This is a genomic window from Pseudomonas sp. PA-4-8C (genome assembly GCF_021606625.1).
In the GTDB taxonomy this organism is placed as follows: domain Bacteria; phylum Pseudomonadota; class Gammaproteobacteria; order Pseudomonadales; family Pseudomonadaceae; genus Aquipseudomonas; species Aquipseudomonas lactis.
On the sequence record NZ_WKCD01000007.1, the window covers coordinates 19,547 to 32,635 of the forward strand.

At 60.2% G+C, this 13,089-nt stretch carries 11 protein-coding genes; 3 read left to right on the forward strand and 8 right to left on the reverse strand.

Translation table 11 applies throughout. The annotated features are described in order from the left end of the window. Positions 1-6: 6 nt before the first annotated feature. Both GIW04_RS02660 and GIW04_RS02665 read right to left on the reverse strand, forming a co-directional pair. The gene (locus GIW04_RS02660) at positions 7-708 is read right to left on the reverse strand and encodes a fimbria/pilus chaperone family protein (RefSeq protein ID WP_206666379.1); all 702 of its coding nucleotides are present in this window, start codon (positions 706-708) and stop codon (positions 7-9) included. A gap of 105 nt (positions 709-813) precedes the next feature. Continuing rightward, the gene (locus GIW04_RS02665) at positions 814-1,461 is read right to left on the reverse strand and encodes a DUF1120 domain-containing protein (protein ID WP_003195350.1); all 648 of its coding nucleotides are present in this window, start codon (positions 1,459-1,461) and stop codon (positions 814-816) included. A 478-nt stretch (positions 1,462-1,939) separates the two neighbouring features. Here GIW04_RS02665 and ppx point away from each other — a divergent pair, with 478 nt between their 5' ends. Next, the gene (ppx, locus tag GIW04_RS02670; protein ID WP_003195352.1) at positions 1,940-3,442 is read left to right on the forward strand and encodes an exopolyphosphatase; all 1,503 of its coding nucleotides are present in this window, start codon (positions 1,940-1,942) and stop codon (positions 3,440-3,442) included. Positions 3,443-3,579: 137 nt separating this feature from the next. On the opposite strand, the gene ppk1 is transcribed toward ppx, so the two are convergent. Further along, a complete protein-coding gene (gene ppk1 / locus GIW04_RS02675) occupies positions 3,580-5,802 on the reverse strand; it encodes a polyphosphate kinase 1 (RefSeq protein ID WP_003195353.1) in 2,223 nt (740 codons plus the stop codon). An 18-nt stretch (positions 5,803-5,820) separates the two neighbouring features. Continuing rightward, positions 5,821-6,834 (reverse strand): porphobilinogen synthase, encoded by a 1,014-nt coding sequence (hemB, locus tag GIW04_RS02680; RefSeq protein ID WP_003195355.1) that lies wholly within the window; start codon positions 6,832-6,834, stop codon positions 5,821-5,823. 208 nt (positions 6,835-7,042) lie between these two features. On the opposite strand from hemB, the gene GIW04_RS02685 reads away from it, so the two are divergent. Continuing rightward, the gene (locus tag GIW04_RS02685; protein WP_034134036.1) at positions 7,043-7,678 is read left to right on the forward strand and encodes a DedA family protein; all 636 of its coding nucleotides are present in this window, start codon (positions 7,043-7,045) and stop codon (positions 7,676-7,678) included. On the opposite strand, the gene GIW04_RS02690 is transcribed toward GIW04_RS02685, so the two are convergent. Beyond that, positions 7,659-8,894 carry a sterol desaturase family protein gene (locus tag GIW04_RS02690; protein ID WP_034134037.1) on the reverse strand — a complete coding sequence of 412 codons (1,236 nt, stop codon included), beginning with the start codon at positions 8,892-8,894 and terminating at the stop codon, positions 7,659-7,661. The genes GIW04_RS02685 and GIW04_RS02690 overlap by 20 nt on opposite strands. Before the next feature lie 115 nt (positions 8,895-9,009). Between GIW04_RS02690 and elbB the strand changes: the two genes are divergently transcribed. After that, positions 9,010-9,675 carry an isoprenoid biosynthesis glyoxalase ElbB gene (gene elbB, locus GIW04_RS02695; protein ID WP_003195362.1) on the forward strand — a complete coding sequence of 222 codons (666 nt, stop codon included), beginning with the start codon at positions 9,010-9,012 and terminating at the stop codon, positions 9,673-9,675. A gap of 106 nt (positions 9,676-9,781) precedes the next feature. On the opposite strand, the gene GIW04_RS02705 is transcribed toward elbB, so the two are convergent. The 3 genes from GIW04_RS02705 to GIW04_RS02715 form a co-directional block, all read right to left on the reverse strand. Next, positions 9,782-10,237 (reverse strand): YaiI/YqxD family protein, encoded by a 456-nt coding sequence (locus GIW04_RS02705; protein WP_120247470.1) that lies wholly within the window; start codon positions 10,235-10,237, stop codon positions 9,782-9,784. Between the two features lies 1 nt (position 10,238). After that, positions 10,239-12,134: an FTR1 family protein gene (locus GIW04_RS02710; RefSeq protein ID WP_120247469.1), complete on the reverse strand. Its 1,896-nt coding sequence runs from the start codon at positions 12,132-12,134 to the stop codon at positions 10,239-10,241. A 201-nt stretch (positions 12,135-12,335) separates the two neighbouring features. After that, positions 12,336-12,968, reverse strand: coding sequence for a LysE family transporter (locus GIW04_RS02715; RefSeq protein WP_003195369.1), 633 nt, complete (start codon positions 12,966-12,968; stop codon positions 12,336-12,338). Positions 12,969-13,089 lie beyond the last annotated feature (121 nt).

Genomic DNA, 13,089 nt, shown 5'->3' on the forward strand with positions numbered 1-13,089 from the left:
AACCGATCAACCCTCATCGGTGATGACCGGCGCTCGGTAGTTGTCTACCGAAAACCCGTAGACCGTGGCGGGCTGGATCTCTACTTGAGCCACATTGCCCAACGGACCTTCGCCCTTCGCCACCAATGCCTCACCTGGCAAAATGTAAGTGCGCGGCAATGTCGCCAGCGTGCCTTGTGGCAGCAGTTGCACATCTGGCGCCAGGCGCACTACATAGGCGCTGTCGTTGTGGACGCTGAGCCGGTCCCCGACGCGCTTCCACGTCAACAACTCCCAGGGCGTGTGGTGCCGTGGCAGGCCTTGGGGGTGCAGGATCAGCGGCAAATTCTGCCGCAGGGTGATGCCGATGGTCGCACCACCGGCAGCACGCGCTTGGGGGATGCCCTCGAACGACACGCGCTTGAGCCGCTGGGTCTTGAGCGGCTGTTTCAAGGTGCTGATAAAGCGCACAAGCTGCGTATCCCCCGCCTCCACACGGGTGACAGGCGGTGTGACAATCAGTAGCGGCTCCAGGTCTTCAGGCACATTCTCAACAACGGAATGCAACAGTGCCGGCCCCGCATCGGTGTTCTTGATACTCAAGGTGGCTTCGCCGTCTTCCTCATAAAGCACCACCACTGTTGTTTCCGGCAACATACCGTCGGCGGCGGCAACAGCACTGAAAAAAAGATGCCACAGCAGCGCACAACTTATTAAAAAACCACGCACTCGGTATTCCCCTCAACTCATGCCGTTGACGATTGGCAATCGCGCAGCCAAAGAAAAACAGCCAATAAGAAAGGGTTAGTTTCTTGATCGGCTGCTTTCAGTTATTTAGATGTAACTCAATACAAGCGTGGCGCGCCCATCAATGGAAATGTCACGGCTTAAATCCAGATCCCGAGCCCTGTTGATCACCGCTTTCACCGCGAGCGTACCGGTCAATTGGCTGATAGCAGCAGGGGTAATCGTCACCCCATTACGCCAGGAGTACTGATTGGGCGACTGGGCCACTTTGCCATCGCTGTTGTACCAGGCCCCAAGGCCAGTGCGCATGATCGGAAACAGCGTCGTGCCGGAAGACCTGAGGTCCCTGAGAGTGACCGAATAGCCACCGGTACGCCGGGCGCCCACCATACCCAACCCATAGTTCTGTGCTTCGGTGAAGCCCGCGCCGAGGATGCCCGTCACCTTGCTGCCCGCTTGCAGGTCGGTAAACGTGAGCCCGAACCTGGCAGGCGTGGTGCCGCAATTGATCACCAGCGAAGTGGTCCTCTCTTCGCGCGGGTTAAACGCTGTTTGGGACAACTCGCCCGAGCGAATCGTGCCGTAGTCGATGATGCCACTGCCCGCCAGGCTGAGATTGCAGGCAGCCGGTGTAATCGTGCCCCTGACGACCAACTGCGCACTGGTGGTTGCCTGGGCATTGAGGGTTGCAGCCAGGCACACCATACCGACGGTTAATCCAATAATTTTTTTCATGCTCGTCCTGTCATTAGGAATTAACAGGCGTTCTTTATTTTGGTTTTAGCGACTCCGTCGCTCAACGCTTTATCTTCCGTAACACAAAACTATAAATAAATAACACCCAGGCAGAATTGCCGAATGACAGTCTGGCGCCTTGGTGCCTGGCAAAAAAATCAGACAACACGGTATTTGCTGTGGGCCGTATTAAATTAGGCAACGGCTTTAATCGATCAGCAAAGTAGTCCTCTGACTGAAATCGCATGATCTACAGCCCCGATCACTGTAAGCAATGTCATACACAACTTACGACGACATACAGTTAAAACGCCTCACGGTATCGGATTACCTATTCGTTTAAAGCTTGCGAAGCTGCCCTACACTTCCCAGAGATTTCCCTACAGACAGCATCGGTCCAATTACCGAAGCACAACGCGTTGGCGTCAGCGGTCGATCGTGGCACGATGGCAAGGTTATCGACCGAGATCCTCAAACCATGCCGCAATCCCAAGCCAAGAATCTGTCCTTGATCGCCGCCATCGACCTGGGCTCCAACAGCTTTCATATGGTCGTGGCCAAGGCCCAGAACGGTGAGATCCGCATCCTTGAGCGGCTCGGCGAAAAAGTGCAACTGGCCGCCGGGATCGACGACGAGCGCAAGCTCAATGAAGAATCCATGCAGCGCGGGCTCGATTGCCTCAAGCGTTTCGCCCAGTTGATCAACGGCATGCCCCCTGGCGCGGTGCGTATCGTAGGCACCAACGCCTTGCGCGAAGCGCGCAACCGCAACGAGTTCATCCATCGCGCCGAGGAAATCCTCGGGCATCCGGTGGAGGTCATCTCGGGCCGTGAAGAGGCGCGCCTGATCTACCTCGGCGTGTCCCATACCCTGGCCGATACGCCCGGCAAACGCCTGGTGGCCGACATCGGCGGCGGTAGTACCGAGTTCATCATCGGCCAGCGTTTCGAACCACTGCTGCGTGAAAGCCTGCAGATGGGGTGCGTGAGTTTCACCCAGCGTTATTTCAAGGATGGCAAGATCACCCCGGCGCGTTATGCCCAGGCCTACACCGCAGCGCGCCTGGAAATCATGAGCATCGAACATGCCCTGCACCGCCTGACCTGGGATGAAGCCATCGGCTCGTCCGGCACCATCCGCGCCATTGGCCTGGCCTTGAAAGCCGGCGGCCATGGCACCGGCGAGGTGAACGCCGAAGGCCTGGCGTGGCTCAAGCGCAAGCTGTTCAAGCTGGGGGATGCAGAGAAAATCGACTTCGACGGCATCAAGCCCGACCGCCGCGCCATTTTCCCTGCGGGCCTGGCGATTCTCGAAGCCATCTTCGACGCCCTCGAACTGCAACGCATGGACCACTGTGACGGCGCCCTGCGTGAAGGCGTGCTCTACGACCTGTTGGGCCGTCATCACCATGAAGACGTGCGCGAGCGCACCCTCAGCTCGCTGATGGAGCGTTACCACGTCGACCTCGAACAAGCCGCCCGTGTGGAGCGCAAAGCCTTGCACGCCTTCGACCAGGTGGCCGAGGATTGGGACCTGGAAGACGGCGTCTGGCGCGAGCTATTGGGCTGGGCAGCCAAGGTGCACGAAGTGGGCCTGGACATCGCCCACTACCATTACCACAAGCACGGCGCCTACCTGATCGAACACTCGGACCTGGCCGGTTTCTCACGGGAAGACCAGCAGATGCTCGCGCTGCTGGTGCGCGGCCATCGTCGCAATATTCCCAAGGACAAATTTGCCGAATTCGGTAAAGACGGCATCAAGCTTATCCGCCTGTGTGCGCTATTGCGCTTTGCAATCCTGTTCCACCACATCCGTGGCACCCAGGAAATGCCCCAGGTCAAACTGCACGCCGATGGCGACAGCCTGGAAGTGATGTTCCCCAAAGGCTGGCTGGATGAAAACCAGCTGACCCAGGCCGACTTCGCCCAGGAAGCCGAATGGCTGACGCGGGTGGGGTTCAGCCTGAACCTGCGCTAAGCAACTCTAAAAGCATTCTGCAAAACAAATGTGGGAGCGGGCTTGCCCGCGATGACGGAGTGTCAGCCAATGCATCTTTGGCTGACCTACCGCTATCGCGGGCAAGCCCGCTCCCACTTTTTGAACTGCGTTGGGTTTTAGTTCACCGTCAGAATCGGGCTACCCAACTTCTCCAACAACGTCGCCTGCGCGCTGCGCGGGTTCTGGTTGCCGGTCGGAGTGTTACGCACGTAGCGCCCATCCGACTGCAGGCTCCAGCTATGGGTGTTGTCGGTCAGGTAGCTTTCCAGCTCCTTCTTGACCCGCATGATCAACTTCTTGCCTTCCACCGGGAAGCAGGTCTCCACACGCTTGTCGAGGTTGCGCTCCATCCAGTCGGCACTGGAGAGGAACATCTGCTCTTCGCCACCGTTAAGGAAGTAGAACACGCGGGTGTGCTCCAGGAAGCGGCCAATGATCGAGCGCACGTGGATGTTATGCGACACGCCCACAATGCCGGGGCGCAGGCAGCACATGCCACGCACCACCAGGTCGATACGCACACCGGACTGGCTGGCCTTGTACAACGCGCGGATGATCTTCGGGTCGGTCAGCGAGTTGAACTTGGCGATGATGTGCGCCGGTTTGCCGTCGAGGGCAAACTGGGTCTCGCGGGCAATCATGTCGAGCATGCCCTTCTTGAGCGTGAATGGCGCGTGCAGCAGTTTCTTCATGCGCAGGGTCTTGCCCATGCCGATCAACTGGCTGAACAACTTGCCGACGTCTTCGCACAGCGCGTCGTCGGACGTCAGCAAGCTGTAGTCGGTGTAGAGCTTGGCGTTGCCGGCGTGATAGTTGCCGGTACCCAAGTGGGCGTAGCGTACGATCTCACCGGCTTCACGGCGCAGGATCAGCATCATCTTGGCGTGGGTCTTGAAGCCGACCACGCCGTAGATCACCACCGCACCGGCCGCTTGCAGACGGCTGGCCAGTTGCAGGTTGGACTCTTCGTCAAAACGCGCACGCAGCTCGATCACCGCAGTGACTTCCTTGCCGTTACGCGCCGCGTCTACCAGCGCATCGACGATTTCCGAGTTGGCGCCGCTGCGGTACAGGGTCTGGCGCACGGCCAGGACATGCGGGTCTTTGGCGGCCTGGCGCAACAGGTCGACCACCGGGGTGAAGGACTCGAAGGGGTGCAGCAGCAGGATGTCCTGCTTGCTCACCACGCTGAAGATGTTCTCGCTGTTTTGCAAAAGTTTCGGGATCTGCGGGGTGAACGGCTTGTATTGCAGCTCCGGGTGGCTGTCCAAGCCGGTGATGCTGAACAGGCGCGTCAGGTTCACGGGGCCGTTGACCTGGTACAGCTCGGATTCGGCCAGGTTGAACTGCTTGAGCAGGTAGTCCGACAGATGTTTGGGGCAAGTGTCCGCCACTTCCAGGCGCACCGCGTCGCCGTAGCGCCGCGAGAACAGCTCGCCGCGCAGGGCACGGGCCAAGTCTTCGACATCTTCGGAGTCCAGCGCCAGGTCGGCGTTACGGGTCAGGCGGAACTGGTAGCAGCCCTTGACCTTCATGCCCTGGAACAGGTCATCAGCGTGCGCATGGATCATCGACGACAGGAATACATAGTTGTCGCCCGCGCCACCCACCTCCTCCGGTACCTTGATGATCCGAGGCAACAAGCGTGGCGCCGGGATGATCGCCAGGCCCGAATCGCGGCCGAAGGCGTCGATACCTTCAAGCTCGACGATAAAGTTGAGGCTCTTGTTCACCAGCAAGGGGAACGGGTGCGTCGGATCGAGGCCGATAGGCGTGATGATCGGCGAAATTTCGTCCCGGAAGTAACGGCGCACCCAGGTCTTGATCTTGGCGGTCCAGTGACGACGACGAATGAAGCGGACCTGATGCTTTTCCAGTTCCGGCAGCAGGATATCGTTGAGGATCGCGTACTGGCGGTCCACATGGCCGTGCACCAGTTCACTGATGCGCGCCAGGGCCTGGTGCGGTTGCAGGCCGTCGGCACCGGCTTGTTCACGGGCGAAGGTGATCTGCTTCTTGAGGCCGGCAACACGGATCTCGAAGAACTCATCCAGGTTGCTGGAGAAGATCAGCAGGAATTTCAGCCGCTCCAGCAAGGGGTAGGACTCATCCAGCGCCTGCTCGAGCACGCGGATGTTGAATTGCAGTTGTGACAGCTCGCGGTGGATGTACAGGCTGCTGTCATCCAGGTTGGTGACCACGGGCGCTGGCGCCGGCGCAGGTGCTTCGGCTACCACCGCAGGCGGTGCAGGCTCCAGCTCCGGCGGGGTCTCGGCGACTTGTTCAACCACCGGGTGAGCGTCTTTTACGGCAACTTCTGAGAGTCCTTCGGTATTCATCGAGTGTTCCTGTGAGGGCTATTGTTGCTCTCTAAGCAATTGGGCGGCGCGGGCGGCAAAGTAGGTCAGAATGCCATCAGCGCCGGCACGTTTAAAGGCAGTCAGGGATTCGAGGATCACCCCTTCACTCAACCAACCATTCTGGATTGCCGCCATGTGCATGGCGTATTCACCGCTGACCTGATAGACAAAGGTCGGCACTTTGAATTCCTCTTTGACCCGGTAAAGAATGTCCAGGTAGGGCATCCCCGGCTTGACCATCACCATATCGGCGCCTTCGGCCAAGTCGGCAGCCACTTCGTGCAGGGCCTCTAGGCTGTTGGCCGGGTCCATCTGGTACGAGGCCTTGTTGGCCTTGCCCAGGTTCAGCGCCGAGCCTACCGCATCGCGGAATGGGCCGTAGTAGGCGCTGGCGTATTTGGCCGAGTAGGCCATGATTCGTACATTGACGTGGCCAGCCAGCTCAAGGGCTTCGCGGATCGCCTGGATGCGTCCGTCCATCATGTCCGACGGCGCAACCACCTGGGCGCCTGCCGCAGCGTGGGACAACGCCTGCTTGACCAGTGCATCGACGGTGATGTCGTTCTGAACATAACCGTCTTCGTCAAGAATGCCATCCTGGCCGTGGGTGGTGAATGGGTCCAGGGCCACGTCGGTGATCACCCCCAGTTCCGGGAAGCGCTCGCGCAGGGCACGGGTGGCACGCTGGGCGATCCCATCGGGGTTCCAGGCTTCGGCGGCGTCCAGAGACTTGAGTTCGGCCGGGGTCACTGGAAACAGCGCCAACGCCGGAATGCCCAACTCGACCCAATTCGCCGCTTCTTCAAGCAACAAATCAATGGTCAGACGCTCCACACCCGGCATCGACGCCACCGCTTCCCGACGATTTTCACCGTCAAGCACGAAAACCGGCAGGATCAGATCATTCGTGGTCAGTACATTTTCACGTACCAGGCGACGAGAAAAATCATCACGACGATTGCGACGCAGACGGGTGGCGGGGAACAGGCGATTGGCAGGGGTAAAGCTCACGACAGACTCCTGAGCCCGTGTTTACGGGCGAGCGTTGCAGTTATAAGCGGCCATTATGACGAATGAATGACAGTTGTGCTTATCGACGCGACCTGTAGTCCCATTCGTCATTTGCGTAGGAATTGTTCACTTCGTGACACATCTCGATACTTTCATGAATCTTCGTGAAGGCGTAGGCTGCGCGTTCATTTCGCCAGCACCCTAGACCATGCTTCAACAATTTCTGCATGACTTCGGCTACTTTGCCCTCTTTCTCGGCACGTTCTTCGAAGGCGAGACCATCCTTGTACTCGCAGGCTTCCTGGCGTTCCGTGGCTACATGGATATCAACCTGGTGGTGGTCGTTGCCTTTTTTGGCAGCTACGCCGGCGACCAGCTCTGGTACTACATGGGGCGCAAGCACGGCCGCAAGTTGCTGGCGCGCAAGCCGCGCTGGCAATTGATGGGCGACAAGGCACTGGAACATATCCGCAAGCATCCGGATATCTGGGTATTGAGTTTCCGCTTCGTCTACGGCTTGCGCACGGTGATGCCCGTGGCGATTGGCTTGTCCGGCTACCCACCGCTGCGCTATCTGGTTCTCAACGGTATTGGCGCGGCGATCTGGGCGGCGGCATTGGGGGCGGCGGCCTACCACTTCGGCGCGGTGCTGGAAGGCATGCTTGGCAGCGTCAAGAAATACGAGCTGTGGGTACTGGGCGCCTTGCTGGTGCTGGGCTTTGGCCTGTGGTTGCGACGCCGCTTCAAGAATGCCCGCATCGCTCGCCAAGCGTGTGCCGAGGCCAAGGCTCGGCTGGCCAACGAGCCAGCCCCGGTGCAAACGCCTAAGACGCCAACCGAGTGAGCCGGCTTCTGCAACAGTAGAGGCCGATGATGCTGAGCAGGCTGTAGCTCGCCAGGCCCAACCAGCCCAGGTTGCTGGCGGGCCACAACCCCACCAGCGGCGCCAGCCATACCAACGGCACATTCAGCGCCAGGCGTGCCAGCTCGGCCTTCAGTGCCCATGAGCGATTCTCCAGCGCCACGCCCAAGGTAAACAGCCCCAGCGCCATCGTGCCCCAACCGAGGGCCAGCGCCGACGTGGGCAAGCCCTCACCGAAATTCATCAAATAGCTGCCAAACCCCACGTAAGCCGCAAACTGCAAGGCGATGTAGACCTGTTGGCTCACGTCCAGCGGCACCTCGAATTTGCGGAACTGGCTCAGGTCCGGCTTGGCCAGCGGGTACTGGGCATTGACGTCCGCCGGGCGCCAGCCGGTGCGCATGAACCAGATGCGCAGCTTGTCCCACCAACGTTCAGTACGCCGGGCGTCACTCCATAGCTGCGCATAAAACTGCAGGTTGGCCCACAGCGGGTTCCAGCTGGCCAGGGGTGTGGTCACGCCGAAAATCACCGGCTCGTTATCGTCTTCCTCCTGGAAGGTGCCGAACAGCCGGTCCCAAATAATGAACACCCCGCCGTAGTTGCGATCCATGTAGAGAGCGTTCTGTGCATGGTGGGCCCGATGATTGGACGGCGTGACGAACAGCCATTCGACCCAGCCGAGCTTGGGAACATGACGTGTATGGACCCAGAATTGATACAGCAGGTTGAGCGAGGCCACACTGATAAACACCACCAGCGGCACGCCGGCCACCGCCAGCGGCAGGTAGAAGATCCAACTCAGCAGGAAGCCGGTGCTGGTCTGGCGCAAGGCGGTGCTGAGGTTGTAGTCCTCGCTCTGGTGATGCACCGAATGCGCGGCCCACAGGATGTTGCGCTCATGGCCCATTCGGTGCAGCCAGTAGTAGCAAAAGTCATAGAACACAAAGGCGAATACCCAGGTCCAGACGTTTTCGGCTGGCAACTCGAACAGCGCCAGGTGCTTGAGGGCGAACGCATAGGTCAGCAGGCCCACGCCCTTGGTGAGCAAGCCGGTAGTGGTGGACAGCACGCCGGTGCTGAGGCTGTTGATGGCATCCGCCACTCGGTAGTTGCGCACGCCACGCCAACGGTCGGCCAACAACTCCACCACAATCAGGGCAATAAAAAACGGTACTGCGTAAGGCACAAAGTCCATGGGCGAGTCCGGTCTATTTTTGTTACATCAAGATTAGGTGCAGCGACGTGAGATCCCATTGGCAACAGGTTACAAATTAGTAGACATTTAACGCCATGAATCAGGAGAAATGCCCATGAGCAAAAAGATTGCAGTGATCCTTTCCGGCTGTGGCGTGTACGACGGCGCAGAGATCCATGAAAGCGTGATCACCCTGCTGCGCCTGGACCAGCGCGGCGCTCAAGTGGAATGCTTTGCACCCGACGTTGCGCAGTTGCACGTGATCAACCACCTCACGGGCGAAGAAATGCCCGAGTCGCGCAATGTGCTGGTGGAATCTGCGCGCATCGCCCGCGGCGCCGTGAAGGATATTGGCCAAGCCAATGCCGCAGACTTTGACGCGCTGATCGTGCCGGGCGGTTTTGGCGCGGCCAAGAACCTGTCGAACTTTGCCGTGGAAGGCGCCGGCTGCAGCATCAACCCGCAGGTGCTGGCGCTGGCTGAAGCCTTTGCCGAAGCGGGCAAGCCGGTGGGGTTGATCTGCATCTCGCCGGCCCTGGCCGCCAAGATCTACGGCCCTGGCGTGACCTGCACCATCGGTAACGATGCCGACACAGCGGCTGCCCTGGACAAGATGGGCGCCACCCACATCGAATGCACGGTAGAGGACATTGTCGAGGACCCGGCGCGCAAGCTGGTGAGTACGCCGGCCTATATGCTGGGCAAGAACATCAGCGAGGTGGCGTCAGGCATCAACAAGCTTGTGGATCGGGTGTTGGAGTTGACCCACGAGAACGACTGACGCCCTCTTTCTGTAGGAGCGAGCTTGCTCGCGAAGAACCTGAGAGCGCCGCGTTCATCCAGAGTGCCCGCGTTATCGTTGACGTTTTTCGCGAGCAAGCTCGCTCCTACAGAGGCTTCATCAAGCGGGTGAGGATACGGTCCAGTGCATTGGCAAACGCCTGCTTGTCCTTTTCGCCGTGGGGCGGTGGGCCGCCGCCCATCTGGCCTTGCTCGCGCAGTTCGGTGAACAGGTTACGCACCGCCAACCGCTCGCTCATGTTCGCCGGGCTGAATTCCTTGCCACGCGGGTCGAGGGCCGTGACCCCCTTCTTTACCAGGCGGTCGGCCAAGGGCACGTCGCTGCAAATCACCAGTTCGCCGGGCACGGCGTGCTCCACCAGGTAATCATCGGCGGCATCCGGCCCGCTGGGCACCACGATCAACTTCACACAGGCAAAGCTGGGTTTGATCTGGCTTTGCCCTGCCACCAGCACCACCTCAAACTGGCGCTTGAGGGCGAACTTCACCACTTGGTCCTTGGCCGCCCGAGGGCAGGCGTCGGCGTCGATCCACACGCGCATGCTACGCCGCCGCCCGGCGCTTTTCGGTCAGGCGGCTACGGCCATACAACACCACAATCGCCAGAATCGCCACGGCCTGCGCGCCCAGCGAATACGCATCGGCGTGGATGCCCAGCCAGTCGAAGTCAAAGAACGCCACCGGCCGCGTGCCAAAGATGCCCGCTTCCTGCAAGGCCTTCACACCGTGCCCGGCGAACACTACCGACAACGCACACAGCAACGCGGCATTGATGCCGAAGAACAGCGCCAGGGGCAGCTTCGCCGAACCGCGCAGGATCACCCAGGCCAGGCCCACCAGCAGCACCAGCGCCGTGGCACCACCGGCCAGCACCGCGTTGTGCCCGGCAGGGCCGGCCTGCAGCCACAGGGTTTCGTAGAACAGGATGACTTCGAACAGTTCGCGGTACACCGAGAAGAACGCCAGCACGGCAAAACCGAAACGCCCACCGTCGCCCACCAGGCTGCTCTTGATGTAGTCCTGCCAGGCTGCCGCGTGACGCCGGTCGTGCATCCACACACCAAGCCACAACACCATCACACTGGCGAACAGCGCCGTACAGCCTTCGAGCAATTCGCGCTGGGCACCGCTGACATCAATGACATAGGCCGCCAGGGCCCACGTAGCCAAGCCCGCCAACAGCGCCAGGCCCCAGCCGACGTTGACGCTGCGCACCGCCGATTGCTGGCCGGTGTTACGCAGGAAGGCGAGGATCGCTGCCAGCACCAGAATCGCTTCCAGACCTTCGCGCAGCAGGATCAGCAGGCCAGAGATATAGCTCAACGACCAGCTCAGGCCATCGCCGCCCAGCAAACCAGCCGATTCAGTGAGTTTGCCTTTGGCTGCATCCAAGCGCTGCTGCACCTGCTCGATAGGCAAACCGTCCTGCAACGATTGCCGATAAGCCATCAGCGCCTTCTCGGTGTCTTTGCGCACATTGGCATCGACGTTATCCAGGGAGCTTTCCACCAGCTCGAAGCCTTCCAGGTAGGCCGCGACGGACAGATCATAAGCCTGCTCGTGGTCGCCGTTGCGAAAGGCTGCGAGGCTCTTGTCCAGGGTGGCGGCGGTGTAATCGAGCAACTGCGCGGGGCCACGCTGAACCTGCGGCGGCTGCGCACGCTGGGCGCGGAATGTCGCCGCAGCGCCAGGGCCGTCAGCGGCGAGCACTTCATTGGGGGTCTGGCGGGCCAGGTCGGCGAGGTTGAATGTCTGCTCGCCTTTGCCGGCGGCCGGGTCGGCCGTGAAGCCGGCGATATAGGTTGCCAGGTCCCAGCGCTGGCGGTCGTCCAGTTGGTCAGCGAACGACGGCATGTCGGTGCCTTCGACGCCCAGGCCGAGGGTGTTGTAGATCGCATAGAGGCTCAAGCGATCCAGGCGTGTGGCATCGCGCAGGTTAGCGGGTGGCGGCGTCATGCCCATGCCTGCGGGGCCATCGCCGGCACCTGCTGTGCCGTGGCACACCGAACAATGCTGGGCGTAGAGCGGCGCGCCTCGGGTCGGGTCCGGCGTGATGGCCGGGGCCTGGCTGACTTCATACGCCACGGCCAGTTTGGCGCCCAATTGACGGGCCTGGCGGGCAACGCTCGCTCCATCCTGGTGTGCAGTGACTGCGGCCAGCAGTTCATCAACGCCCTTTATCAGCTCGGCGCGCTCGGGTTTGTCTGGCAAATCCGCCACCAGCCCCTGCAACACCCCGAGAAATTCCACTTGTTCACGGTACTCCGAGTCATCTACCACCTTGCCCGCCTCCACCGTCGGTGGGTAGTCGGCGCCAATGTAGTCCAGCAAATGCAGGGCTTGCGGCGCGCCCTCGGCGGTCGCGGCCAACAGATTGGAGCTGCACGACAGCAACGCCGGCAACAGCAGCCAGGCGAGAAAGCGGAAAGGGGCGGTCATGAATGAATCTCAAGTGGAAATACGAAGTAACACTATTGTTGAGCTTTAATGGATTCGACTCAAGGTGTTATTTCATATCACTACAAAACGAGTGCGGGAGCGGGCTTGCTCGCGAATGCGGTGCTTCAGTCACTATTTCCTTTGACTGACACACCGCATTCGCGAGCAAGCCCGCTCCCACATTTTTGGTCCGTCGCTTGGTCAGGCCGTGGCGCGATGCAGGCTCGCCAGGAAACCGGCAGCGCCGACAAACAAGCCAGCAAAGGTGCGGTTTACGCGTTTCTGTTGTTTGGGTGTACGCAACAGGCGCAAGACTTTCGACGCCAACCCTGTGTAGCCCGCCATCACGATCATATCGACGCTGATCATGGTTGCACCCAGGATCAGGTACTGGACCAACAACGGCGCCTGCGGGTTCACGAACTGCGGCAGCACCGCCAGCATGAATACCAGCGCCTTGGGGTTGCTGGCGTTGACCAGAAAACCGCGGAACATCATCGCCATCGGTTTGCCAATGGGGCGTACGGCGGCGTCGTCGGTCATGTCCATGGGCAAAGCGCGCCATTGCTTGATGGCCAGGTACACGAGGTAGGCCACGCCGAACCATTTGATCGCATAGAACGCAGTAGACGAGGCCGCCAGAATGGCTCCCAGACCACCCGCAACCACGGCAATCTGCATCGCCAGGCCCAGTTGCAGGCCGATGGCGTTCCAGTAGCCACGCACAAAACCGTACTGCAGGCCGCTGGACATTGAGGCGATGGCGCCGGCGCCAGGAGAAAGGGAGATGATCCAACTGGCCAGGAAAAAGGCCAGCCATGTATCGAGAGCCATTGCACACCTCGTAAGGGAGTTAGCGGTTGTGCCTTAAGCTAACTCCTGCAACCAAAGGCTGGCTATAGATTTCTGTAGGAGCGAGCGTGCTCGCGAAGAACGTCAACGATAACGCGGGCAA